Below are 25899 nucleotides of genomic sequence, written 5' to 3'. Positions count from 1 at the left end.
CGCCGTGTTTATTGATCCTGTCGTGCTCCTTGCCTCGAAAGAGGGAGAAAGCTTGGCGATGTTGAGCGTCTAAACGATGAACTACGCCATTTTGCCGCTCAATGCCGCGCATTTCTCGGGCTTGCATCAAGTGTTTGATGCGGCGTGTAAAGAAGAAAGCTTTTTGTTTTTTTTGCAAGCGCCGCCCATTGAGCAAACCTTCCGCTATTACCAAAACATGGTCGATCGCGACTATGTGTATTTTGTTGCGCTGTGCGATGATGCCGTCGTGGGTTGGTGCGATATATTGCCGCAAGGTGACGCTGCCCATGTTGGAGTATTAAGCGTGGCTTTATTGCCGCAGGCGCAAGGCTTGGGGTTGGGGCGAGCTTTGATGCTGGCTGCGCTGGCTAAAGCATGGCAGCAAGGATTTCTTCGTATCGAACTCAATGTGCGCGTGGATAACAACAAAGCCCAAGCGCTGTATCAGCAGTTGGGCTTTGTGAATGAAGGCCTGCCACAGGCCGATTTATGTATTCGCGGGCAATATTTTACGACGCAAACCATGGTCTTATTGGCGCACGGCTCGCTTTAGTTGGTGCTTTCGGTAGCCTCTGCCTCTTCTTCGGGCTCTTGCTGTGCTTCAAGCGTGAGATGCTCAAGCCCGCTGTGATGCTCTTCTTTACGATGATGCAAGCTGTTGAGCTTAATATTTAAGCGCAGCTCATTGAGTGAATCAGCGTTTTTGAGCGCCTCTTCCATACTGATTTTGCCCGCCTCATACAGTTCAAACAGCGCCATATCAAAGGTTTGCATTCCCAGTTCTTTGGACTTGGCCATTGCAGTTTTAACGCCGCCCACGTCACCTTTAAAAATCATATCGGCTACCAGCGGCGTATTGAGCAAGATTTCAATTGCGGCGCTACGCCCTTTGCCATCGGGAGTGGCTACCAAGCGCTGCGAAATAATACCGCGCATATTGAGCGATAAATCCATATACAGCTGCGGGTGGCGCTCTTCAGGGAAGAAATTAACAATTCGCTCCAAAGCTTGATTGGAACTATTGGCGTGCAAAGTGCCCATGCAAAGATGGCCGGTTTCAGCAAACGCCATGGCGTATTCCATGGTTTCTCGGTCGCGAATTTCGCCAATTAAAATCACATCTGGCGCTTGGCGCAGCGTGTTTTTGAGCGCAGCAAACCAGTTTTTGGTATCACGCCCCACTTCACGGTGCGTCACCAAGCAGTTTTTATTTTTATGCACATACTCGATTGGGTCTTCGATGGTAATGATGTGGCCGTGGCTGTTTTCATTGCGGTAATCAATCATCGCCGCCATCGTCGTTGATTTACCCGAGCCGGTGCCGCCAACCAATAGCACTAAACCGCGCTTACTCATCATCACTTCTTTTAATACTTTGGGCAGTCCTAATTCATCAAAATTAGGAATCTTGCTGGTGATGGTTCGCAGCACCATGCCGACCTTTTCTTGCTGCATAAAGACATTAACCCGAAAGCGGCCGATGCCTTCGGGGTTAATGGCAAAATTGCATTCAAATTCTTTAGCAAACTCGGTTTGTTGATCGGCTCGCATAATGGCCAAAGCCAGCGCTTGCGTGGCTGCGGCATTGAGTTTTTGTGCCCCAATCGGCGTCATTCGGCCGTTGATCTTCATGGCTGGCGGAAAATCATCGGCAATAAACAAATCGGATGCTTTGTGTTGAATCATCATCCGCAGTAAGTCATGCATGGTTTTTTTAGCTTGTTCGGGGCTCATTCTTGGCACTCGTCACGGTCAGTACAGACCTTGTATATAGATTGAATCAGGCTTAATTGCAGTTGCGAAGTTGATCGATTTAGTCAGCTTTATTGTCAGTTTATCTTACGGCCGTCATTTTATTGATTGTTTTTAGCTGTTGCAGTTTGTTATTTTTTTGGCGTTGTTGCACGGGAGTTTATTTTTTGAGCATAAAAAAGCCCATGGCGAACCATGGGCTGATGGACTGTCTGTCGGACTTAATCGCCGCGACGTTTATTACCGCTGCCGCCAAGTAGCGCGGCAGTAGGACTGCTTGAGCGTGGACCACGGCTTTGTGGACGATCGCCACGTGGCGCACCAAAGCCATCACTGGCATTACGAGCTACGCCCGGGCCACCATTACGGCCGCCACCTTGGTAGCCCCGCGTTTGGCCTTGGCCACTACGACCACTGCGCATCAATTCGCCGGGCAAAGTATTAGCATTGCTCATTGGTTGCTGTTCGTCGTAATTAATACGCTCGCGACGTGGTGCAGGCGCAGCGCCCAATACTGAATCGTGACGCGGTGCATTGCGTGGATTGCTATTGCGTGGCGCGCCATCACGTGGGCGACGCGTATCAGCAGCACCCAATGCATCAGGACGTGGACGGCGCGTATCAGTAGCACCACGTGGACGACGGCTATCCGCAGCGCCTTCTGCGTGTGGACGGCGATGCTCGCCATCGGTACGCGGACGACGTTGTTCAGCTTCGCCTTCAGCACGGTCAGCACGAGGGCGACGCTCAGCGCGCGCTTCGTTTTTGGCGGCGGTTTGTGCCGCAGCCGTTTCTGCTAACGCTTTGCTGCGTGCGCCATTTAAGCGTGCGCCACCGGCAGCAGCTGGGCCACGCGGAGCACGTGGATTGCGGTTTGGATCGCGAGGAGGGCGATCACGACCTAAGCCACCACGAACAATCGGTTCTGGCTTCACGCGTAAATCGGCTTCAAAGCCTTCCAAGCAGAATTTTGGAATGTCTTGCTTAGTAATGCGCTCGATTTCGGCGAGTAGTTTCAACTCGTCAACACATACCAACGACACCGCTTCACCAGTACAACCGGCGCGGCCAGTACGGCCAATCCGATGTACGTAATCTTCGGCCACGTTGGGCAATTCAAAATTCACTACGTGTGGCAATTCTTCGATATCTAAACCGCGCGCGGCAATATCGGTGGCAACCAATACTTGCAATTCGCCAGATTTAAATTGCGCCAGTGCGGCGGTACGGGCGTTTTGGCTCTTATTGCCATGAATCGCCATCGCCGAAATGCCGGCCGCATTGAGTTTTTCGGCCACTTTATTACACGCATGTTTGGTGCGCATAAACACTAAAACTTGATGCCAATTGCCGTCTTTGATTAATTGCGTCAACAAAGGCAATTTTTTATCGCGGTCAACCAAATGCACACGCTGGCTAATTAATTCATTAGTGGTATTACGGCGCGCTACTTCAACCAGACCTGGGTTTTTGAGTAGCTTGTCGGCGAGTTCTTTGATTTCATCAGAGAACGTTGCGGAGAACAGCAAGGTTTGACGCTCTTTGGGGAAAATCGCCATTAATTTTTTAATGTCGTGAATGAAGCCCATATCGAGCATACGATCGGCTTCATCGAGCACCAAGATTTCAATGCCAGACAAATCAACCGAGCGTTGATTAACCAAATCGAGCAAGCGGCCCGGTGTCGCCACCAAAATATCAATCGGCGAGCGTAAGCGCGCTTGTTGTGGACGAATATTTACGCCACCAAACACCACCATTGAAGTGATTTTGACGTATTTCGAATACGTTTGAACTGATTCTTCCACCTGAGCGGCAAGTTCACGCGTCGGGGTTAAAATCAAAACACGCGGACGACCTTTGGCTTCGAGTGGTTCTTTGGCTAGCAATAATTGCAAAATTGGCAAAGTAAAACCGGCGGTTTTACCGGTGCCCGTTTGCGCTGCAGCGAGTAAATCGCCGCCTTGTACCACCAATGGAATGGCTTGGGCTTGAATCGGTGTTGGTGTGGTGTAGCCCGTATCGGCAACGGCACGCAAAAGTGGTTCGGCTAGCCCAAGGCTAGCAAAATTAAGTTCAGACATTCATTATTCCTGCTGCGGCCTGTCGCAAGGAGCGACACCAATCTAGGGCAGGTGGGGTGTGTTGGATGGGTGGCTTGCGTGTCGAAGGTTTTCGATGAGGCAAGCAACGCGCCGATTGGTAGGGCGCGATCAGGGGCGCAGTTTAACTGCGCTGGAAAAAAAATACCAATGTTATCTGCTCGATGGGCTTTGATTGGGGATTGGGGATTGGGGATTGGGGATTGGGGATTGGGGATTGGGGATTGGGGATTGGGGATTGGGGAGTAGGAATGGGGAATGGGGAATGGGTTTAGAATTTACTCCCCAATCCCAACTCCCTAATCCCTGTCTCTTAGCCGTAGCGCTGTTGCGCAACAACGGCGAGGCCGCAGCCTACGCTACCAAAGTGATCACCCTCAACCGCTTGGGCCGCAGGGAATTGCTCAGCTAAGGCGGCACGTAGCGCCGGTACGGCAGATGAGCCGCCAGTAAAAAATAAGGTATCGACTTGGCTGGCATTGATGCCGGCCATATCCAATGTGGCTTGGGCTGCTGCACAAATTCGGGCGGTTTCTTGCGCAATCGCTTGCTCGAATTGGCTGCGCTCGATCTGCGCCATCAAGCCTTTTTCGGCTTCGACTAAATCCAAAGCAAAATTGGGCTGCTCGGACAGCGCAATTTTGGCTTCTTCAACGCGCATCGCCAAATGATGGCCCGCTTGGCTACGAATCACATTCAGTAGGCGCTCAAAGCGCACATTGTCGACCACTTCGGGTGAAACATCTTGAAAGCCACGCCACATCTTGCGGGTATAGGCAAAGTTAATCGTATGCCAAGTGGCCAAATGGAAAAACACGCTATTGGGTAATTCGGCGTTATTACTCAATCGTGAGCCCATGCCCAGCTCAGGCATGACGCAGGCGAGCGAGAGGCGTTTATCAAAATCAGTACCCCCGATATGTACCCCTCCACTAGCTAATAAATCTGCTGATCGGTCGGCAATACCCCGTCGTTCTGGCGATAGACGCACCAAGGAGAAATCGGAAGTACCCCCGCCAATATCAATCACCAGCACCAGCTCTTCGCGCTCGATCCGCTGCTCGTAATCATGCGCAGCGGCAATCGGTTCAAATTGAAAGCTGACTTCTTTAAAGCCCAAACCACGGGCGATTTCGCCCAATGTGGCTTCGGCCTCGGCATCTGCCGCATCATTGTCGTCCACAAAGCGCACTGGGCGGCCCAGCACCACGGCGTCAAATGATTGGCCGGCCGATTGCTCGGCGCGGGTTTTCACTTCGCCGATTAATTGACCAATCAGATTTTTAAATGATAAATGCTGGCCACCAATTTCAGTGCCCGCATCCATTAGGCTGCTACCTAATAAGCTCTTCATCGAGCGCATTAAGCGGCCTTCGTAGCCTTCTAAATACTCGCCCAACGCCGCACGGCCATAAGTCCAGCGGTCTTCTTCCAAATTAAAGAATACCGCCGATGGCAGCGTGAGCTTGTCGGCTTCGAGCGGCAATAAAATCGCACCGCTGGGGCGCACAATGCCCGCCGTTGAATTAGAAGTACCAAAATCGATGCCGCAGGCTGAATAAGTCATAATGGAGCGTGGTTGGCCTGTAAGGGGGTCGTTAGACTACGCTGCTGCCGCATGCACGTCAAACACGCTTGCTGAATGGCTAGCGCGAAGTACCCAGTATGCTTTAATCTAGGGTCTGTTGACGTTGGATTTGCCAAACTCTGTTGGTAAGCCCAAAGCCACTTTTGCAGCAGGGTTCATCCATCTGTAGCGTATTGAAATAGGCGAGAAGTGAATGATTTTTTTCTGTGGTGACGTCCACGGCCAATTTGGGCATGTTATTTCGGCGGTGCAACAGCATCGTCCGGATGCCATTGTGCTGCTCGGCGATCTACAAGCGCCACAGCCACTCGAAACGGTATTGGCCGAAATCATTGACTTAACCGAGGTATGGTTTATCCATGGCAATCACGATACCGACGGCACGCGCGACTATTGCAATTTGTGGGATTCGGGCATGAGCGAGCGCAATTTACACGGCCGTGTAGTTGAAATCGCCGGTGTGCGTATCGCTGGACTAGGTGGGATTTTTCGCGGTCACATCTGGATGCCACCCAATAATCCGGTCTACGCCAGCCCAGCGCATTATCTGCAGCACTGTGGCAAAGCCAATCAATGGCGTGGTGGCCTGCCACGCAAACAACGCAGCAGTATTTTTTATGCCGATTACCAAGCGCTAGCGCATGAAAAAGCCGACATAATGGTTACGCATGAAGCTCCAAGCTGCCATCCTTGGGGCTTTTCGGTGCTCGATCGACTCGGGCAATCGATGGGAATTCAAAAAAGCTTTCACGGCCACCAACACGACAGCCTCAATTACCGCGAACACGATGCCCGCTTAGGCTTTAAAGCCTACGGCGTAGCGCTACGCGCCATCATGGACGAACACGGCAACACCATCAGCACATGGGAAGAACCGGCGTAACTTGTATCGCTTGAGTGCGTGGTGGTGATGGATGTGGGGAGATGCTTTTGGCATCGTAGGGTGGAATAAGCAAAGCGCATTCCACCGATTCGCAACATATCTACGCGTAGCGCATCCCACAATATGGTGGAATGCGCTACGCTTATTCCACCCTTGTATCTTTCTCTCCGTGGTGGTTAGCTACTACCACATGAGGCGAAGTGAGTTTGGTTCCACCCTTAAGGCATCGACCTTGCCATGTAGATTAAACCCTTCGTCCTCACTTCTTTCGCCAAATCAGACACTGAACGGTAGCCAAGGGCTTTGACCCTGTATGCACAAGGCAAGTGGGCGAATTAGGCATTTTTACAGGAAGAATCTTCATGTTTTATCTCGGTATTGATGTTGCTAAAGCTAAACTCGATTGTTACTTGTTAACTCAACTTGACCCACTCAAAGGCAAGGCCAAGGTCGTACCCAATACCGCCAAAGGCCTTGCTGATTTGCTAGCTTGGCTGACTAAAAATCACATTCCGCATGACCAGCTGCACGTCACGATGGAGGCCACTGGCGTGTATCACGAACTGGCCGCCACACTACTGCATGATGCAGGCGTTTGCGTCTCGATTGCCAATCCCGCACAAGTGAAGCATTTCGGCCAAGGCCTCGCGGTGCGTACCAAAACCGATGGCGTTGATAGCCAAGTTCTGGCGCGTTATTGCGCAATGATTCAGCCTGCTGCGTGGCTACCACCTCCGCCTGAAGCCCGCATTCTAAAAGGACTTCTGGCTCGCCGCGAAGCGATTTTGCAAGACTTACTCCGCGAAAAAAATCGGCAAGAAAAAGCTGAATCTACGGTAACGACCGAGCTGATTCATCAATCGATTAACGACAGTATTGTCTTTCTAAATGCTCAGCTCAAAAAGCTACAAAGCCAAATCGACGACCATATCGACCGTCATCCTGGCCTGAAAAACGACCTCAATTTACTGCAAACCATCCCAGCAATCGGCCCACAAAGTGGCACGCAATTATTGGCGGAGATGCATACGCATCAATTCAATACGGCCGAACAATTGTCGGCCTATTTGGGCTTGGTGCCCGTCGAGCGGCAATCGGGGTCATCGATTCTTGGGCGTGCCAAACTGTCTAAAGCTGGTCCTGCAAAGGTTCGCGCAGTGCTCTACATGGCGGCGGTCGTCGCGACTAGGTACAACCCCCACGTTAAAGCTTTATTTGAACGTTTACTGGCCCGAGGCAAGAGCAAAATGTCGGCGCTCGGCGCTTGCATGCGCAAATTAGTTCACCTGTGCTTCGGCGTGCTGAAAACGCAGAAAAAGTATCAAGCTGAGTATCAAAATGCTTGACCGGCAAGACGGTATCTACGTTGGGCGAATACGTTGGCCGATTCGTTGGTCACATTACCCCGCGCCAGCGCCGTCTTTGCTTTCGCTAAACGGGCCACGTGCTTGCCAAACTAAGGCAATCAGCACAATAAATAGCACGGCAAATAAGCCAAAAATATCATTGGCCGACATAAAAAAGCTTAGCTGGGTGATTTTTTGGTTAATCAACCCCAGTGCTTGCTGCAGGCTAAAGCCATGCGCGACCAAGCCCGACAAACTGTCTTGTACCACTGGATTGTATGGGTTGATCTGCTGCACTAGATTGGCGTGATGGATCTTTTCTTGGTTATCCCACATCGCCGTGACTAGCGACACGCCAATGGTGCCGGACATGGTGCGCATAAAGTTGGACATACTCGCTGCCGACGCAATTCGCTCTGGCGGTAAACCGGATAAAGTAATCGCGGTCAGCGGCATAAAAAAGCACGCTACGCCAATCCCTTGCACAAACTGCGGCCAAGCCAGCCAGCCAAAACTAATCGCTGGCGTATAAAAAGTGCGCCAGTAATAACAAGCCGCAAACACCAAAAACGCCAAGCTCACCAATAATCGCAAATCAATCTTGCTGGAATAGCGGCCAATCATTGGCGACAACACCACAGGCAATAAACCCACAGGCGCTAAAGCCAGCCCTGCCATCGTTGCGGTATAGCCTAAATGCTCTTGCATTAATAAAGGCAGCAATAAGATCGAGCTAAAGTACATCAAAAAACCCAAACTCAAACTCAGTGAGCCAATGGTGAAATTGCGATGCTTAAACAGCGCTAAATCCAGCACCGGATACGGCTCGTCGCGCTCCCAAATTAACAAAAACACCAAGCCCACTGCCGCAATAATCGCCAAGGCAATAATGCGGTTTGAGCTAAACCATTCATCTTGATTACCTAAATCAAGCATGATTTGAAAAGCGCAAATGGTGATAACCAATAAAGCCAGCCCAACGCGGTCGACCGGTACGGACAAGCGCGCCGTTTCGCGGCCTTTGAGCTGCCAAAACGCCACGCCAGCGACAAACAAACCCACTGGCACATTGATAAAGAAAATCCCGCCCCACACCCAATTATCGGTAATCCAGCCGCCCAAAATCGGCCCCACAATCGGCGCTAAAATAATCGTCATCGCCCATAAAGCCAGCGCCAGCGTTTTTTTCTCGGGCGGATAGCACGCCAGCAGCAAGCTTTGCGATAAAGGAATCAACGGCCCAGCCAATAAGCCCTGCAACACGCGGAAAAAAATCAGCATATCCAGCGACGGGGCAATGCCAGACAAAAACGACGTGATCACAAAACCAATCACGCCGACCATAAACACCCGCACCTCACCAAAACGCTGCGCTACCCAGCCCGATAGCAGCACCGAAATCGCATTGGCCACGCCAAACGACGTAATCACCCATGTGCCTTCAGTGACCGATGCGCCCAAATCGCCCGATATCGTCGGAATCGCCACATTGGTGATGGTGGTGTCGAGCACCTGCATAAAGGTCGCTAGCGCCAGCGCCGCTGTCGCCCAGATGCGCGCTGAACCATAAAGTGGCGACACGGTACTCATTTTTTACGCCCAACGGCAGGGGCCAGATTGGCTTGAATAATTTCATCAATATGCTGATTGGCTTGTTGTAACGAGACCGCATACAGATTAGTCGATTCTACCGGCTGGCCATTGCTGGATTTAGCCAAGCGCGGGCCTGATTGATCATGGGTATTGACCGTAACACTCATTGATAAGCCGATTTGCAGCGGATACTTGGCTAATTGCTGTGGATCAAGCGCAATACGTACTGGCAAACGCTGCACAATCTTAATCCAATCACCATTGGCGTTTTCTGGCGGCAGCAGCGAAAAAACGCTGCCGGTGCCGGGCGATAAACCTGCGACTTTGCCATCAAACTTGATTGAGCTGCCGTATAAATCGGCGGTTAAGGTTACAGCTTGGCCGATGCGAATCGGCTCGATTTGCGTTTCTTTTAAATTGGCATCGACCCAGACATTCGATAGCGGCGACAAAGCCATCAGCGGCGAGCCGGGAGCGACTTGTGCGCCAACGGCGACGGCGCGTTTGGCTACTTGGGCGTCAACCGGTGAACGAATATCGGTGCGCTGGCGATTTAGCCACGCCTCGCGCAGCGCATCAGCTGCGGCGCTGACTTCGGGATAATCACGCACTACGCCGCTGAGCACCTGCATTTTTGCTGCTTGCAGCGCGGCTTGGCTGGCTTCAAGTGCGGCTTGGGCCGAGGCTTTGGCCTGCTCGGCATGTTGCAATACTTCGGCACTAATCGCTTGCCCTTCGGCCGCGATGCGGCGGCGTTGCAAATCGTCGCTGGCCTGCTTAAAAGCGACTTCGCGCAGCGTGACTTCGGCATTGAGTTGCGCCACTTGCTGCTGCGCCACTTGTGCGCCACGTACTGCCCGCGCCAATGCCGATTCTGCTCGCGCCAAGGCCAGCGTGGCATCACTGGCGTCTAAGCTCACCAGTAAATCACCGGCTTTAACCATATCGGTATTGTGCACATACACCGCGCTGACTGTACCGCCAATTCGCGAGTCAATCTGGGTGATATAACCCGCCACATACGCATCATCGGTGCTTTCTTGGTAACGCAACACCAATAGCCAATACAACAACACCGCGCCAGCAATCAGTAGTAGCACCAAACTGGCGACAATCAGCGAGCGGCGGCGGCGATGCGGGTCAACGTTGGGCGTGTCGGCGGCGGTATTTGGGGTGGTCAACGTTTCACTCATGGGGTTTCCTTCGAGTCAGTTGCGCCCATGGCGCGGATCAGGCTAGTTTGGGCAATCAGGCGGTCGCGTTGCGCCTGTAATAAAGCTAAGCGCGAATTCACGTGCGACAAATGCGATTGCAAAGTTTCACTCGCTGGCGACAAACCGGCGCGTTGGCGTAATCGGGCGCTATTGGCCAATTGTTCAGCCGCAGTTGCGCTCAGTTTGGCCTCGGCTTCAATCTTGAGCGCCGCTTGTTGGCGCGCCAAACTGGTGGCGCTCTCGTTGGCGATATCGAGCAGGGTTTGGTTATAAATCGCAATCGCCGAGGCGTAATGCGCATGCTGTAAATCCAGCGCGCCCTGCAAAGCACCAGCCTCAAAAATCGGCAAGCTAATCGCTGGCGTTACGCCTAAGCGGCGCGATGCCGAATCAAACAAGGTGGCGGTGGATAACGACGACAAACCAATCAATGCCGACAAAGAAATATCGGGATAAAAATCCGCCTGCGCCGCGCGAACTAAAGCCGCAGCGCTTTCTACTTGATACTTGGCGGCGAGTAACTCGGGGCGCTGCGCCAATTGATTGAGCCGCAAATCAGCGGTATCAATCGGCCATGCCGGTAAAGCGCGCGGGGCTTGCGCCGCCAAATCAGCTTGGCTGGTGAGCGTGAGCGCGGCTAATGCCGCTTGTGCGTTACTGCTTGCGAGTTGTGCTGCAATGAGCGCGGTGCGCGCCTCGGCGAGGAGTAGGGTTTGTTCATTTTGCGCGTCGCGGCTAACTAAACCGGCGCGTTTCAGCGTTTTGCTTTTTTGCGCCAACTGCTCGCTGGCGTGCAGCGCAGCTTGTTGCAACAGTATTTCTTGCTGCGCGGCGCGCCAAACTAAATATTGCGTTACCACCTCGGCGGCCAGCCATTGCTGCGCGCTGGCTTGCTCTAGCTCGGCAGCGCGGCTGGCACCGGCCGCAGCGGCAACACGCTCACGAATCTTGCCCCATAAATCAAAGCTGTAATTGAGGCTAGCGCCGATTTGCGAATAATTTTGCCAAGTGCCAGCAATCGGCGGCGGAATCAAACCATCGGCGCTATAGCGCTGGCGATTAAAAGACGCCTGTGCATTCACCGTTGGCCCGCTGCCACTAGCCGCAATCGCCTCGTTGGCTTGTGCCGCAGCCACTTTGGCCGCCGCCAACGTGAGTTGGGGATTGGCGGCCAAGGCGTGTGCTAGCAGTTGATTTAGTTCTGGATCACGCAAAGCCCGCCACCACGCTCCACGCGCAAATTCAGGCGATTGAGGCAAAGTGCTTAAAGAAAGCTGACTAGCTGTCAGCATCGGCGGCATGGGTGGGGAAGGGACGGCGCAAGCAGTTAACAAAGCCAGTAATAAAGTACACAAACCAGCCTGCGGTAAACGTTGGATCAAGGGTTGGATCAAGGTCACCATAGTGCTTTTTCGCCAGAGATAGGTGGCTTTATGCTAGTAGATAAGCCTGATGCTGTCACTTGCTGTAGTTATGTATCTGTACATATTTACTCATAGCTTTCTTATTGTGTTTTATATCGATACATGGAATTTCTTGGCTTGCGGCGTATCCGCGTGCGCAAACCCTGCGGATTTGCACACCCTACGCATAATGCGCATGGTTTTGTGGGTGGGCTTATATAGGCTAAATGCTGAGAAATACAAGATTGGTATTAGAGTCAATGTGTAATAAAACACATGTGTTGCAAAAAAACAAAAATTAATTTCTTACCAACCGGTTGGTGGAAAGCATGGTGAACCAATACGAGTGCCGTTTTGTAAGTATATTTGTCATGTACGACAGGTGTGCTTGTGTGTGGTGCAAGGTATTGATCTGGCATGTCTCGTACGGCATATATTAGATGTGCTAATGGAATTTAAGTTGTTGTTTTATTTTGGTATTTGTTTTTTTAGCGTGGCGGTAATCAGAAAAATAAATACTAAAAATTGAATCAATATTAGAGAATGCTGTAAGTATTTCGCATTAATTAGTTAGCAATTAATTAATTGTTAATATTGATATTAATCAGATTTAAAAAGTAGGAAATTAATCGTTGTAAGTTTTGGATTGTGTGCATGACGGCGTAATGTTAAATATTGATGTAATATATTTGAAATAAAAAATCAGCCACGCTGCGCAAGATATTTTTACCCAAAATATCGGCGTTGTATTGGCTTTGTTGCACAAATCAGCGGCGCAATGCTGCTGGTAGAATAGCGATATAGAATAGCGATATGAGCAAACCAGCACCCCACAAATACAAAACCACCAACTGGCCAAGCTATCACGCAGCTTTGAAATCGCGTGGCGCATTAATGATTTGGCTTGATCCAGCGCTGAAATGGGCTGCTGAGCCCACTGGCAAGCGCGGACGAAACCCCACTTTTAGCGATGCTGCCATTCAATTCTGCCTCACCATCAAATGCCTGTTTGGCCTCGCATTGCGCCAAGCAACCGGCATGGTTGAAAGCCTACTTCGGCTCGCCAACTTAGATTGGAACGTTCCTGATTCGAGCACGATCTCTCGTCGACAAAAAACGCTGAAAGTCACGATTCCGGCCCGTCAAAGTCAGGGTGGACTGCATTTACTCGTCGATAGCACAGGCATCAAAATGCTCGGTGAAGGTGAATGGAAAACCAAAAAACACGGCGCTGAATATCGTAGGCAGTGGCGTAAAGTTCACCTCGGCATTGATGCCGAAACCCTTGAAATTCGTGCCATCGAGGTCACCGATAACAAAACAGGTGATGCGCCCATTTTGCCGGAATTGATGAATCAGATTCCCGAGTCTGAACAGATTGCGGCGATTTACGGTGATGGCGCTTACGACACCAAAGAATGCCACAATGCCATTGCGGCAAGAGGTGCGGCAGCGATTATTCCTACACGGAAAAATGCACAATTTCGGAAAGAAAATACGGCCGGAGCGAGAGCGCGGAATGACATCTTACGGGCGACCAAATACTTGGGTAGGGCCATCTGGAAAAAATGGTCTGGGTATCATCGACGTAGCTTGGTAGAAACCAAAATGCAATGCTTCAAACTATTGGGTGAACGAGTGATGGCGCGGGACTTTGATCGTCAGGTGGCTGAGTTGCAAGTGCGTGCAGCGATCTTAAATCGCTTCACGCAACTGGGTACGCCAATGACGGTAAGAGTGGGATAAATCCGTCTGGGGTTAGGGGTGACTTACCCTCTAGTTGATTTGTGCAACAAAGCCCGGTTGAGGAACAAATTAAATTAGGCAAGAAAAAAAGCGATATTAAAATTGCCTGCTTTGGCTTGGCCTTTAAACCCGACATTGACGATCTACGCGAAAGCCCATCACTGGATATTACGTTAGGACTATTAAGCGAGTATCCGGGGCAAGTGGTTGCTGTTGAGCCAAATGTACAAAGCAGCCCAGCCATGCTGGAATTTGCTGGTGGCAAATTAGTTGATTTGGATGCGGGGTTAAAAGCTGATATTTTGGTCATGCTGGTTGAGCATGCTGAATTTAAACAGCAAAAACCAATCATCAAATCAAGCCAAACCCTAGTCGATGCAAAAGGGATTTGGATTTAATTGAAAATTCTCTGTTAAGTAAAAAACTTTAAAGTAATTTAATCGCAATATAAAAAAATTAAAATTCTATCAATAAATCGCAGTGATTTTTGCTGCGATTTATTCGATTAAAAATTGCTTTGAATTAACTAAAAAAATATCGCAAAAAAATAGGGCTTGGGAAAATGATAAGAGAGAATTTTTCAATTAAAAATACAAGTGGCAAAAATAATTCTAATTCGTTGCTTGAACAAAAATTACAGCAGCAAGCATTAGAGTTAAGTGCTGCAATTGCAGAAAATAATAATCTTCAAGCTGAGCTGTTGCTACTAGCTAAAAGTACCGAAGGCCAAAAAACACTGTTGGCTAGACTGCGCTTGCAATGTGATGCACAAGCATTGGAAATCACAACATTAACTAAGAAGGTTAATGATTTGCAATCCAGTGAAATAAAATTGAAGCAAAAAGTGAGTGTCGCTGAGTCTGCATCAATTAATTATAAAAAAACATCAGAAAAAAGTACATCGGCCTATATGTATGAGCAAAATCTTTTACAAGAAACTAGAGAAAAGCTAAAAGAGAAAGAAGCCAAAGAAGTGAAATTGGTTGGGCTGGTGGCACGAAAAGAAAAAGAAATTACCCGATTGCAAAAAATGGTAGATCGATATTCAGAAAAATTAGTTTATCAAATTGGCAGCCAATTATTAGCAGTGAAAAAAGCCAGTGACGTTGTGAAATTACCAGTTAGTATTTTTACAGTAATTAAACAGCGTAAAGGTAAATCTAATACAGCTTTAACAGATAAGGCTTGATTGCAATGAAGAATATGTCTGATATTAAAGTTGCATTAATTTGCGATGAATTTACCTATGAATGCTTTTCGCCTGAATTTAATGCAATTGTCATCGAGCCTAATAATTGGCGGCAGAAATTTGAGCAAGAAAAACCAGAGATCTTTTTTTGTGAGTCCGCATGGTCAGGTGTTTGCAGTAAAACCCGACCTTGGAAGGGTATTATTTATGCATCTAAAAACTTCACAAAAGAAAATCGCACTGTACTATTAGATATTTTAAAATATTGCCGAGAAAAACGTATTCCTACTGTGTTTTGGAATAAAGAAGATCCTACGCACTATACAGATAGAACGCATGATTTTGTAAAAACGGCAATTTTATTTGATTACATTTTTACATCTGCAATTGAATGTGTAGAAACCTATAAGCGAGATTATTTGCGGAGCAATGTATTTTGTTTACCATTTGCAACGCAACCCCGTTTATTTAATCCAGAAGAAGTAAAGTCAAGAACCAACGACGTTATTTTTGCCGGTAGTTGGTATGCCAATCATATTGAGCGATCGAACGATATGCTGGATATTTTTTCATCGATTCGTAAAACGCATGATTTAGTGATTTATGATCGATATTCGCAAGATGAAGATCCTTTGCATAAATTCCCTGCGCCATATAATAAAATGACGCGCCCTGCAGTGGCTTTTAAGGATATTGCAAAAATCTATAAAGCCAGCACCGTATCGCTAACGATTAATACCGTTAAAAATTCCAAAACAATGTTTGCCAGACGAATTTATGAATTAATGTCTTGCAATACTTTGGTAATTAGTAATAGCAATGATGGTATTGCATCTCAATTTGGCCATCTTGCGATTGATATTGAAGCAAATCCAAATGCTTTGACGCAGATTGAGCAAAATGATATTGAAACGATGCGAGATGCTGCCTTACATGAAGTATTAGCCAAGCATACCTATAAAGAGCGATTTAAATTTATTCTTGATTCAATTGGCTTTCAGTACGCGAGTGATGAAAAAGATTTAACACTTGTGGCGCTGGTTAATAGTGAAGCAGAAATTGAGCGGTTTATTGCGTATCACAAATCACTGCAAATGAATAATTCAATTTTATTGCTAGTTTTTGGCTATGGGTTTGAAGATATTGAATTGGCACCACTTTTTACTAAATACAATCGTGGTTTAGTAAATACCATTGCGCTGAGTTATCTAGATAAATATGCGCCATTTGATAAAAAAGTGATTGAGACCAAGTTTGTTGCAATCCTTGATAATGATGATTTATTGCCTGCTAGCCAATTTAAAAAAGCCTATTTGCATACTGAATATATGAAAGAAATCCCATTGCTGCTGGATCAAGGGAATAAATATACTCGGCAAAATAGCTTTACTGTTCGTAATATCATTGCCCCTCGGCAATTTTTTAATACGGCTTTATTAATGAAAGGGCAAAATATTAATGCCTTAGGATATAGCGTTAATTTTGAGGGATAAGCAATGATTAAAGTTTCAGTGATTGTGCCGTGCTATAACGCTGCCAATAAAATTACCGCATGTTTGCGCTCGCTCGATGAGCAAACGCTACCGGCAGATCAATTTGAAGTGATTTTTGTAGATGATTGCTCAAAAGATAATACTTTGGCGCTGATGCATTTAGAGGTAGCTAAACGCAAGAATTGGTATTTATTTCAAACCGATGCTAATTCAGGCAGTGCCTCGCGCCCAAGGAATGTCGGTTTAGATGTTGCTGTTGGTAATTATGTTTTTTTCTTAGATTGTGATGATTCGCTATTTTCCGATACTTTAGAAAGCTATTTAAATTTTGCTGAGCAAAATAATGCTGATCTGGTCCGTGGCTATTTGATTGCTGATGATGGCCACACGCGTAAAGCAATGAATCGAGTCGAGAGCTTTAATCAAATTACTAGCAGAGATGAGCGGCTAGTTAAAATTATTTCATCGCAAAGCACTACGGTGCCGCAACTGATACGCGCTAGTATTTTGCGCCAAAATTCGATTCAATGGCCAGAGCATATCCGGATGGGGGAAGATACGATTTTCCTTATTGATTGCTTGATTGCATGCCAAGAAATTGCATACATTGATCACCCAACATTTACTTATAATAAATCAAAAAATGGTGAAGAGTCCGTTACTCAAAAATATGGTGCGCGTGAGTTACAAAATCATTTAACAGTATGGACTGAAGCGGAAGAGCGATTAAATCGTATTGGCTTATCTTATTTATCAATTCGTTTGCGTATTGGTTTGCAATCGGCATTGCTTGCGCTGATTAAATTTTATACGCATGACATTGATTTTGAGTTATTTATCAAGTTTGCTGAGTTTATCAATCAGCATCAAAAATTAATCTCCAGCTTTACATATAATGAGCGGCTAAAATCAATTTTAGATACGCTGTATGCGCAAGATTATGAGCAATTTAATGTAATGATACAGCCTAGGTTAGTAGTGGCGGGCTATGACTTAAAGTTTATTCAATCGGCTTTACCTGATTTATCGCAGTATTTCCAAATTGAAGTGGATGAATGGACTGGCCACAATGCGCATGATGAAGCGCGCAGCCGTAAATTACTTGCTTGGGCCGATATTATTTTTTGCGAATGGCTATTAGGTAATGCAGTTTGGTATGCAAAGCATAAAATGGCTGAACAAAAATTATTTGTGCGGGTACATCGTTTTGAATTAACCACACCGTGGTGCAAAAAAATTGACCATAGTAAGGTTGATAGCTTTTTCGCGGTATCATTATACTTTTTTGAAAAAGCCATTGAGCGCATTGGCTGCCCACGTAGCAAAATGATGTTGCTACCTAATTTTATTGATGTTAATGGCTACGAACAAAGTGATGATCCTGAGCGAGTATTTCGCTTGGCAATGATTGGTATTTTACCGTCGAGAAAAGGATTTAAGCAGGGTTTAGAAATACTGAATGAATTAGTTAAAGTAGATCGCCGCTATACCTTGGAGATTGCCGGTAAACGGCCAGAAGATTTGCCGTGGATTGCCAAAGATCCAGTTGAAATGGCTTATTTTACCGATTGTCAGCAGTTTATTGAGCAAAATTGCCTTGAACAACATGTTATTTTTTCTGGTTGGCAAGATATTAAAAAAACCGCCAAAAATTTTGGGTTTGTACTTTCTACGAGTAAATCAGAAGAAATCCCAGAAAGTTTTCATATTGCACCAGCTGATGCTTTTTGTTCTGGTGGTATTGGTCTTTTTCTTCAGTGGACTGGTGTCGAATACATATATCCAAAGGAATATATCAAGCGTGATTCTGTTGAGCTTGTAGATTTTATCCTATCAACAAATAGTGCAGTATTTCCAGTTGATGGTTCTTCTGGGATTAGCTTAATAAATAATAGATATAGTCAAAAGATCGTAATAAGTGATTTAGTTAATGTTATTAATTTATCTTCGGTTAATAGTAAATGAATGATGGTTCAAATGTTAAAGTTTTAATTTTTGGTAGCTGTATTAGTCGTGACATATTTGAACTTGATAAGGACGGCAGTATTGTAATAAAAGATTATTTTGCTCGTTCTAGTTTTGCCAGTGTTTATTCGTCAGGTGGCGTGATTGTAGATTATGATGGTGTAGATATTAACTCACCATTTCGACGACGCGCTGTAGTTAGAGATCTTAATAATCAATTTATTAATGATTTAAAATGTATTGAATTTGATGTTTTGATCTTGGATTTTATTGATGAGCGATTTGATTATTTTTTGACTGATGATGGCGCAGTATTTGTCTTGTCTGATGAATTATTGCAGTCAAATTTTATCCTTCCTTCAGGCCGAAGAATAGCTGCTGATTCAGATGAGAAATTTAATTTATTTTGCTTGGGTTGGAATAATTTTTGGGCTGAGATAATTAAACTAGGATGTGAAAGTAAGATCATTGTTAATGCACCTTTCTGGGCAAAAGAAACAAACTGTGGAAAGAAGTTTCATGTTGGGCATGTAGATAAAAATAATAATATTCTTAATAGAATATATTCCATTGTAAAAAAGGATGTTCCATTATCGCAGGTTATTGTTTTTGATAAAATAAATGCCTATGTGCCATTGGTTCATAAGTGGGGATGTCAACCATTTCATTTTAATAATGAATTTGGCTATAACGTTTTAGGGCGAATTAAAAGAATGAATAAAAAACCTAAGTTGTTTCTTGTTACGCGATTTAGTATTTTTCAACCAGGTAGCTTAAGTTGGGTTGCATCTAAGACTGAAAATGGCGATAAAGATTCATATTTTAATCAGCTTTATAGTCCAGATAGACTAGATTTACGGTTGTATATTCTCTCTAATTTATCTCTTCCGCTTGTCGCTGAGGGGCAAAATTATTGTGATATCGTGCATGTGATTCAGTACTCAAATACTTTGCCTGCTCAATATTTAGAGTCGCTAAAGAAAATTAATTTGGAATTCAAATTTATCAAATTGTGTTGTGTTGAAGAAGATAGTGTGATTAGGGTAGTTAATGATAATACAGTAATTGATGAGACATTTGCTGTTGCAAATCTGGATGATGATGACCTTCTTAATATAAATTATTTTATTTCCGTTGCGCAGTATATTACAAGTAATAATGTTGGATTCTATGTTTCATTTGGCTTAGGGTTTACTGGATTTTTAGAAACATCATCACATCAAATGACTAATATTCGATCGGTTCATCGACCATTTATTAATATTGGACTTGCGAGAGTTAATAAAAAACATGCAGATATGGAGTTTTACTCTGAGTCAATGGTTACGGGCTCTGTAAATCATGTATTAGTAGATAAAATGTATCCTTGCATATTGGATTCACGATCTGAATGTTTTTTCTGGATACGATCTATTGTTCAAGATACAACAGCTAAAAAAACTGATCCTATGACTGCTATTTTGGCAGATATGGATAGTTTTTCGCTGGTTAATAATAAAAATGATGTTTTTGATAAGTTTCCTTTGTTAGCACCATTCTCAAATGAAGGTTCTATTGAAAGCATTGTTTTGAGTGATGAAATTAAATCGTTATCATCTAAATTTATTTACTTCAGTATTCCTGATAGTTGTCGAGGAATTGAGCAAATAATTCTTAGTTATGAATTAAGTTGTCCTGCTGATATTCGCGGAAATAATGCGCTTGTTAAATTGGTTTTTGATGGAGAAGAACCATCAAATATTAAGAATTTTATAAAGTCTGCATCTTCAGAAATCGGGTGGTATCGTTATTTGAATACTAAGCCTGGAAAGATTAATGCAACAGTTACTCTTGATATTTCATCTGGTTGTCCAATATCTATTGGAATTAGATCATGGAATACAGATTTAGAGATGTCTTTAGAAAAATTAGTTTTAAGTTATAAGAAGTGAGAGTTTTATATTTCAATCAAAATTCATAAAAATTTAGATTATTTTCATTAGTTTGAGCCTTAGTTACATAAGGAGTCTTTTTTACAATAACTTGCTGCTGTAATTTTATATATGAAAAAAAACGATATCATTGAATTAGGTCATTTCTCCGATGTTGAAGAATTGCCTGATTTTCAATCTAATGAAAAAAATACGTTTTTATTAAAAACTGAGCAAGTATTCGTAGCTGAGTTATTAAAATTGCAAGCAGAGCTCGCGCAACGCAACGTTTTGTTTGAGCAGCTTAAGCGCGATTCATTACGCAATAAATTGGCGTTAAATGAGGCGAATACACAGATTGAAAAATTGCGCCAGCAAGTGGTGCTTGCTAATCAGCAAGTGGCCAAAACTAAAAATACGCTGTCTTTTCAGCTAGGGCATGCGCTGATTTTTGGTACTAAATCATGGTCTGCTTTATGTGGTTTGCCGCGCAAGCTGTGGGCGATTCATCAAGATGCTCAGCGGCGTAGCCAAAAAAAGGCTGTATCAAGCAGCTACTTGCCATCCGTTAGCGCGCCAATACGATTTATCACCGCCGATATTCCGCGAATGCAATTGCCGCTGGTTTTTGAACAGTTTAAAAAATTGCAGCAGCTCAATGGTCAGCAGTTTGTTCAGCATTTATTGTCGCTCAAGGTGGCGGCGATTATGGATGAGTTTACTTATGGCTCGTATCACGCTGAATGCAGCCTATTGCAGCTTACGTCTGCTGATTGGCAGCAAGAGCTGATTAACTTTCAGCCCGAGCTATTGCTGATTGAATCAGCTTGGCGAGGTAAAGACGAACTATGGGGCAATAAAGTTGGCCATCGTAGTCAGGAATTGGTGGGTATTGTGCAGTGGTGCCGCGATCACCAAGTGCCTACTGTGTTTTGGAATAAAGAAGACCCGGTTCACTTTGAGACTTTTTTAAGCACTGCCAAGTTATTTGATTTTGTTTTCACCACCGATATTGATTGCATCCATCGCTATAAAGCGGCTTTGGGGCATGATCGGGTGTATTTTTTGCCGTTTGCTGCGCAGCCACGCCAGAGTAATCCGCTAGAAAAATATCAGCGTAAAGATGCGTTTTGCTTTGCTGGCGCGTATTACACGCGCTATCCAGAGCGCACGCGTGATTTGGGTGATTTTGCGGTGAATTTACCCGAGTTTCGCCCACTCGAAATTTATGATCGCAATTTTGGTAAAGACAATCCGGACTATCAATTCCCTAGTGAATATCAGCCGTTTATTGTTGGCAATCTACCGTATGCCGAGATTGATAAAGCGTATAAAGGCTATCGCTACGCGATTAATTTAAATTCGATTAAGCAATCGCAAAGTATGTTTGCGCGCCGAGTGTATGAATTATTGGCGTGCAATACCATCACGATTAGCAATTATTCGCGTGGTGTGCGCTTGATGTTTGGCGATTTGGTGCTGACCAGTGACAATGGCGCCGAGATTGTTCAGCGCCTACAAGCGCTAGGGCAAGACGACGTGGCGGCGCGCAAATTGCGGCTAGCGGCATTGCGTAAAATCATGAGCGAGCATACTTACCAAGATCGTTTGGCGTATATGGTGAGCAAAGTGAGCGGCAAAGCCGCGCCGTCGCTATTGCCTCAAGTGCTGATTACCAGTCATGCCAAAGACCAAAATCAAGTCGATGCGCTGCTGGCTGCGTTTAATCGCCAGGGGTATGTTGATAAAACACTTATCTTGATTGTGCCCAATGGATTTACCCCAGAGGGTATCCCTGCGGGTGAGGCGGTGCGGGTGTTTAGCGCGGCTGAGGCCGATACGATTAAATTGGCTGATCTCGCCAAAGGCGATACGTGGCTGGGGGTGATGATTGCCGATGATTATTATGGCGAAAACTACCTTACAGATTTAATGCTGGCTACGCGCTACGCCGGTAGCAAGGCGATTGGTAAGGGCGCGCATTATGTTGGCTCGGCTACGCGGGGCTTAGAGTTATTTGGCGGCGAGCAGGCGTATCATGCTGTGGCCGCAGTGGCGGCGCGATCTGGCGTGGCGCAGATCGATACGCAGGGTGAAATTGTGCTGCGCGATTGGGTGCGCACGCTGTACACCGCGCAGTTTGAACAAGCGCTGGCGATTGATGAATTTAATTACTGCAAAAATGGTGCGACGCTAGATGCGGCTGATTTAGCGGTAGTGAATGATTTAGCAGGGCTAGATTTGGGCTTGTCGCTACAGCAAATGCACGAGCGAGCTGAAGCGATTGAACCAGCGCAAAATGACAGTAGCACGCTGCCACAAATTAACGGCGTGGCGCTGGCCGAGCTATTTAAAGCGCCTGCTAAATCCTTAGTTACGCTGCATGAGCAAGGCGGCTGCTTGGTTGCGAACTCAAGCTTGCCAGATGGTCAGCATGAATATATTTACGCTAATCGCACGCATACTTTGGCCGAATTGTGCGCGCAGCAAGGGCAATTATCGTTGCATTTAGAGGCTACGCCGGGGCTAAATCTACAGCTCACGATTTTGTTTTTAGACGCCAAATCGCAGCGAATTGGCCATGTGGTTAAAACCGCCAATCGCAATCACCTGATTGAGATACCAGCTGAAACAGCATTTTTAAAATTGGGTTTACGCTGCTATGCCAGCGGCAGCGCCAATGTGCATAGCTTATTGCTTGGGCATAAAACACCGCAGCCGGGAACGATGTTTGGCCAAAGTCAGCATTTGGTGCTGACCAATCACTACCCAAGCTACGACGATTTGTACCGCAATGGCTTTGTGCATAGCCGAGTGCGCGCTTATCGCCAGCAAGGCGTGGCGTGTGATGTATTCCGTTTGCGCCCAGAGCAAGCCGCTAGCTACCACGAATTTGAAAATATCGACGTTGTAACGGGCGGCGCAGAAGTGCTGCACAAATTATTGCAAGAAGGCCAGTACCAAAGTGTATTGGTGCATTTTCTTGATGAAGCGATGTGGCAAGTGCTGCAGCAATATGTGGATCGCATTAAGGTGGTGGTTTGGGTGCATGGCGCAGAGATACAGGCTTATCATCGCCGCGCATTTATGCATGAAACCGACGCGCAGCACCAAGCCGCACGGCAACGCAGTGAATTGCGCCTTAACTTTTGGCGTAGCGTATTGCAGGCCATGCCTGCCAATTTGCAATTAGTCTTTGTTTCGCGCTGGCTTGCGGATACGGCAATGGCAGATTTAGGACTTCGTGTGCCCGAAGGTCAATACACGATTATTCATAATCCAATTGATACCGAGCATTTTAATTACTTGCCTAAATCAGTAGAGCAAAGAAAAAAAATCTTATCGATTCGGCCTTATGCATCAAATATTTACGCCAATGATTTAAGCGTTAAAGCCATTTTAGAATTGGCGAAAGAGCCATTTTTTAATGAATTAGAGTTTCGCATGATTGGCGATGGCCCATTGTTTGAAGAAACATTGGCACCATTACGACAATTTAATAACGTGATTATTGAGCGCCGCTTTTTAAATCGAGTTGAAATTGCCGAATTACATAAACAATACGGTATTTTCCTTTGCCCAACGCGTATGGATACCCAAGGCGTATCGCGCGATGAAGCAATGGCCTCGGGTTTGGTGCCAGTTACCAATGCAGTGGCTGCCATTCCTGAGTTTGTTGATAGTGATTGTGGTGCGCTGGCTGAATCAGAAGATTATGTTGGCTTATCAGCGCATATTGTCAAATTGTTTAATGATGAAAAATCATTTTTGAAATTAAGCAAACTAGCAAAACAAACGGTTGTTGATTCTAGAGAGTCAGTTCGGATTACCGAGCAAGAGCTGTATTTTATTTCTAACGATGTAAAGAAAAATAATAGATCAATCATTATTAAAGCAGATGATTTACGGCTAGATGATTCGTTTGATCAATTTCATCGATTGGTCAATCTATGTAGTAAGTTTGGTGCAAAAGTGAGTATTGGTGTGATTGGCAATACTATTTTGGGTGGGTCAGCCGAACAAAAAGCGATTGTAAAAAAATGGTTGAGAAATGATTTGGTTGAGCTTTGGAATCATTCTTGGAGCCATCAAGATATGACTCAGCTAGAGCGTAATCAGCAAGTCGAGCAAATTACTAAAACTCAAGCTGCCATATTTGATACTTGGGGTCTTGATTGCAAAGTTTATGGCGCGCCATTTAATCGAATTAATGATTCAAATCGTGAGGTATTAGCCGAGTGCAGTATTCCAGTTGTTTATGAAGACGCATTTGAAAGAAATATCACGCCTGAACGTAACCAAGATGGCCCGGGGCAACCTGATTATGCGGCTTATCTAGAGCGTTTGAAGCGAAGAAAAAGTAAAATTGTTATTGTGCAAGTTCATCCCGGTCGATGGACCGATGTTGGATATGATGAATTTGAAAAATGTTTATTTTATAGCCGTGCAGAAGGATTTTCTTTTGTTGGTGCTGAAGAAACAGTAATCAATATTACAGAGTAGTGTTGTTTGATGGTCTATTAAATAATTGAATGTTATCATTAATATTTGTTGTTTTATTTTGTATCGTTTAGCACTAATTTTATGGTTTTAGCTAGTATTTTATTGAGTGATATTGTTGTTTGCTGAGGGTTAATGTTTATTTATTGCTCCCATTTTTGTTAAAGCAAATAGTTAACTAACAATATCATTTGATTTAGAAGGTATATATGCGATTGGCCTTATTGGCAGATGAATTAACCACCGCAAGTGTGCGTTTGGATGCCAATGTTTCCATCCTGACTCCTTATACGTATCGCGCGCAATTGGCTTTGTTTCGACCCGATTTTTTGTTGGTTGAGTCGGCTTGGGCCGGTTGGCGTAATACGTGGAAGTTTGGGGTGGCGGCTTATCCCGATTATCCCAAGCGCAATAATTTGCGTTTGCAGCGCTTGGTGGCGTATGCGCGTGATCGGGGGATTCCGACGGTTTTTTGGAATAAAGAAGACGGCGTGCATTTTGATCGCTTTATTGATAGCGCCCGATGGTTTGATCATGTGTTTACGGTTGATTCCAATTGCGTTGCCAAATACAAGGCAGTGATGGGTGAGCAGGCTTCGGTGCATACGCTGATGTTTGCGATTCAGCCGCGCACGCATGGTTTTCGTGGTTTTGATTTTAAGCATCATCGGGCGAATTTTGTCGGTAGTTATAGCCATCATGTGCATGATCGGCGGCGCGCTTGGCAGGATATGTTGTTTACTGCGGCGGCCGATACGGGCTTGGGTTTAACGGTGGTGGATCGCAATTCGGCGCGTAAGGCTGGCCATTATCGGTTTCCAGATTTGCCTAATTTGCAGGTGTTGCCTGCGGTGCCGCATGGGCAAACGGCGCAGTTGTATCGGGATTTTTTGGTGTCGTTAAATGTGAATACGATTGAGGATTCGCCAACGATGTTTTCGCGGCGCTTGGTCGAGATTTTGGGCTGCGGTGGTATTGCAGTGACCAATCCTACGCCAGCGGTGGATGGGCTGTTTCGCGATTATTGTCATGTGGTGCAAGACATGGCTGAGGCCAAGGATTTGTTTGATCGTTTGCGCCATGGGCCTGCGCCGCAAGATTTAGAGCGGGCGCGTGCTGGGGCCGAGTATGTGTTGCAGCACCATACTTGGGCGCATCGTTTGCAACAAATTCAAGATGTGATTGGGGTTTAAG

General features: G+C 45.8%; 17 protein-coding genes. 11 read left to right on the top strand and 6 right to left on the bottom strand.

Annotated features, from left to right (window positions below):
• Positions 1-76 precede the first annotated feature (76 nt).
• The gene (locus K4H25_RS00950; protein ID WP_221021622.1) at positions 77-574 is read left to right on the top strand and encodes a GNAT family N-acetyltransferase; all 498 of its coding nucleotides are present in this window, start codon (positions 77-79) and stop codon (positions 572-574) included.
• On the opposite strand, the gene K4H25_RS00945 is transcribed toward K4H25_RS00950, so the two are convergent.
• The 3 genes from K4H25_RS00945 to K4H25_RS00935 all read right to left on the bottom strand — a co-directional run bounded on the left by K4H25_RS00945 (position 571) and on the right by K4H25_RS00935 (position 5442).
• Entirely contained in the window at positions 571-1755 is a 1185-nt protein-coding gene (locus K4H25_RS00945) for a PilT/PilU family type 4a pilus ATPase (protein ID WP_221021621.1), read from the bottom strand. The genes K4H25_RS00950 and K4H25_RS00945 overlap by 4 nt on opposite strands.
• Before the next feature lie 239 nt (positions 1756-1994).
• Positions 1995-3857: a DEAD/DEAH box helicase gene (locus tag K4H25_RS00940; RefSeq protein WP_221021620.1), complete on the bottom strand. Its 1863-nt coding sequence runs from the start codon at positions 3855-3857 to the stop codon at positions 1995-1997.
• Between the two features lie 331 nt (positions 3858-4188).
• Positions 4189-5442 (bottom strand): Hsp70 family protein, encoded by a 1254-nt coding sequence (locus K4H25_RS00935; RefSeq protein WP_221021619.1) that lies wholly within the window; start codon positions 5440-5442, stop codon positions 4189-4191.
• 214 nt (positions 5443-5656) lie between these two features.
• Here K4H25_RS00935 and K4H25_RS00930 point away from each other — a divergent pair, with 214 nt between their 5' ends.
• Positions 5657-6346, top strand: a complete 690-nt coding sequence (locus tag K4H25_RS00930; protein ID WP_221021618.1) for a metallophosphoesterase family protein — start codon at positions 5657-5659, stop codon at positions 6344-6346.
• A gap of 362 nt (positions 6347-6708) precedes the next feature.
• Positions 6709-7692, top strand: a complete 984-nt coding sequence (locus tag K4H25_RS00925) for an IS110 family RNA-guided transposase (protein WP_221021617.1) — start codon at positions 6709-6711, stop codon at positions 7690-7692.
• A 54-nt stretch (positions 7693-7746) separates the two neighbouring features.
• On the opposite strand, the gene K4H25_RS00920 is transcribed toward K4H25_RS00925, so the two are convergent.
• The 3 genes from K4H25_RS00920 to K4H25_RS00910 are packed head-to-tail and all read right to left on the bottom strand — an operon-like array spanning position 7747 to position 11902.
• A complete protein-coding gene (locus tag K4H25_RS00920) occupies positions 7747-9282 on the bottom strand; it encodes a DHA2 family efflux MFS transporter permease subunit (RefSeq protein ID WP_221021616.1) in 1536 nt (511 codons plus the stop codon).
• Positions 9279-10478 carry an HlyD/EmrA/EmrK family protein gene (locus K4H25_RS00915; RefSeq protein WP_221021615.1) on the bottom strand — a complete coding sequence of 400 codons (1200 nt, stop codon included), beginning with the start codon at positions 10476-10478 and terminating at the stop codon, positions 9279-9281. Before K4H25_RS00915 ends, K4H25_RS00920 begins: the two co-directional genes overlap by 4 nt.
• Positions 10475-11902: an efflux transporter outer membrane subunit gene (locus K4H25_RS00910; RefSeq protein ID WP_221021614.1), complete on the bottom strand. Its 1428-nt coding sequence runs from the start codon at positions 11900-11902 to the stop codon at positions 10475-10477. Before K4H25_RS00910 ends, K4H25_RS00915 begins: the two co-directional genes overlap by 4 nt.
• Positions 11903-12715: 813 nt before the next feature.
• On the opposite strand from K4H25_RS00910, the gene K4H25_RS00905 reads away from it, so the two are divergent.
• The 8 genes from K4H25_RS00905 to K4H25_RS00870 all read left to right on the top strand — a co-directional run bounded on the left by K4H25_RS00905 (position 12716) and on the right by K4H25_RS00870 (position 25898).
• A complete protein-coding gene (locus tag K4H25_RS00905) occupies positions 12716-13648 on the top strand; it encodes an IS5 family transposase (RefSeq protein WP_221020333.1) in 933 nt (310 codons plus the stop codon).
• A 41-nt stretch (positions 13649-13689) separates the two neighbouring features.
• Positions 13690-14046, top strand: a complete 357-nt coding sequence (locus K4H25_RS00900; RefSeq protein WP_221021613.1) for a UDP binding domain-containing protein — start codon at positions 13690-13692, stop codon at positions 14044-14046.
• A gap of 164 nt (positions 14047-14210) precedes the next feature.
• The gene (locus K4H25_RS00895; RefSeq protein ID WP_221021612.1) at positions 14211-14837 is read left to right on the top strand and encodes a hypothetical protein; all 627 of its coding nucleotides are present in this window, start codon (positions 14211-14213) and stop codon (positions 14835-14837) included.
• 14 nt (positions 14838-14851) lie between these two features.
• On the top strand, positions 14852-16330 hold the full coding sequence (locus tag K4H25_RS00890; RefSeq protein ID WP_221021611.1) for a CgeB family protein: 1479 nt from the start codon (positions 14852-14854) through the stop codon (positions 16328-16330).
• A 3-nt stretch (positions 16331-16333) separates the two neighbouring features.
• Positions 16334-18295: a glycosyltransferase gene (locus K4H25_RS00885; protein ID WP_221021610.1), complete on the top strand. Its 1962-nt coding sequence runs from the start codon at positions 16334-16336 to the stop codon at positions 18293-18295.
• The gene (locus K4H25_RS00880; protein WP_221021609.1) at positions 18292-20226 is read left to right on the top strand and encodes a DUF6270 domain-containing protein; all 1935 of its coding nucleotides are present in this window, start codon (positions 18292-18294) and stop codon (positions 20224-20226) included. Before K4H25_RS00885 ends, K4H25_RS00880 begins: the two co-directional genes overlap by 4 nt.
• A 111-nt stretch (positions 20227-20337) precedes the next feature.
• Positions 20338-24708: a glycosyltransferase family protein gene (locus K4H25_RS00875; RefSeq protein WP_221021608.1), complete on the top strand. Its 4371-nt coding sequence runs from the start codon at positions 20338-20340 to the stop codon at positions 24706-24708.
• Between the two features lie 206 nt (positions 24709-24914).
• Entirely contained in the window at positions 24915-25898 is a 984-nt protein-coding gene (locus K4H25_RS00870; RefSeq protein ID WP_221021607.1) for a CgeB family protein, read from the top strand.
• Position 25899 lies beyond the last annotated feature (1 nt).

Source organism: Deefgea piscis (genome assembly GCF_019665785.1).
In the GTDB taxonomy this organism is placed as follows: domain Bacteria; phylum Pseudomonadota; class Gammaproteobacteria; order Burkholderiales; family Chitinibacteraceae; genus Deefgea.
This window is presented reverse-complemented; position numbering and strand designations above follow the sequence as displayed.

What these genes read in the sequence shown, in the direction of transcription:
- K4H25_RS00950 (WP_221021622.1), top strand. Translation starts at nt 77, where the DNA reads ATGAACTACGCCATTTTGCCGCTCAATGCCGCGCATTTCTCGGGCTTG.
- K4H25_RS00945 (WP_221021621.1), bottom strand. Translation starts at nt 1,755, where the DNA reads ATGAGCCCCGAACAAGCTAAAAAAACCATGCATGACTTACTGCGGATG.
- K4H25_RS00940 (WP_221021620.1), bottom strand. Translation starts at nt 3,857, where the DNA reads ATGTCTGAACTTAATTTTGCTAGCCTTGGGCTAGCCGAACCACTTTTG.
- K4H25_RS00935 (WP_221021619.1), bottom strand. Translation starts at nt 5,442, where the DNA reads ATGACTTATTCAGCCTGCGGCATCGATTTTGGTACTTCTAATTCAACG.
- K4H25_RS00930 (WP_221021618.1), top strand. Translation starts at nt 5,657, where the DNA reads ATGATTTTTTTCTGTGGTGACGTCCACGGCCAATTTGGGCATGTTATT.
- K4H25_RS00925 (WP_221021617.1), top strand. Translation starts at nt 6,709, where the DNA reads ATGTTTTATCTCGGTATTGATGTTGCTAAAGCTAAACTCGATTGTTAC.
- K4H25_RS00920 (WP_221021616.1), bottom strand. Translation starts at nt 9,282, where the DNA reads ATGAGTACCGTGTCGCCACTTTATGGTTCAGCGCGCATCTGGGCGACA.
- K4H25_RS00915 (WP_221021615.1), bottom strand. Translation starts at nt 10,478, where the DNA reads ATGAGTGAAACGTTGACCACCCCAAATACCGCCGCCGACACGCCCAAC.
- K4H25_RS00910 (WP_221021614.1), bottom strand. Translation starts at nt 11,902, where the DNA reads ATGGTGACCTTGATCCAACCCTTGATCCAACGTTTACCGCAGGCTGGT.
- K4H25_RS00905 (WP_221020333.1), top strand. Translation starts at nt 12,716, where the DNA reads ATGAGCAAACCAGCACCCCACAAATACAAAACCACCAACTGGCCAAGC.
- K4H25_RS00895 (WP_221021612.1), top strand. Translation starts at nt 14,211, where the DNA reads ATGATAAGAGAGAATTTTTCAATTAAAAATACAAGTGGCAAAAATAAT.
- K4H25_RS00890 (WP_221021611.1), top strand. Translation starts at nt 14,852, where the DNA reads ATGTCTGATATTAAAGTTGCATTAATTTGCGATGAATTTACCTATGAA.
- K4H25_RS00885 (WP_221021610.1), top strand. Translation starts at nt 16,334, where the DNA reads ATGATTAAAGTTTCAGTGATTGTGCCGTGCTATAACGCTGCCAATAAA.
- K4H25_RS00880 (WP_221021609.1), top strand. Translation starts at nt 18,292, where the DNA reads ATGAATGATGGTTCAAATGTTAAAGTTTTAATTTTTGGTAGCTGTATT.
- K4H25_RS00875 (WP_221021608.1), top strand. Translation starts at nt 20,338, where the DNA reads ATGAAAAAAAACGATATCATTGAATTAGGTCATTTCTCCGATGTTGAA.
- K4H25_RS00870 (WP_221021607.1), top strand. Translation starts at nt 24,915, where the DNA reads ATGCGATTGGCCTTATTGGCAGATGAATTAACCACCGCAAGTGTGCGT.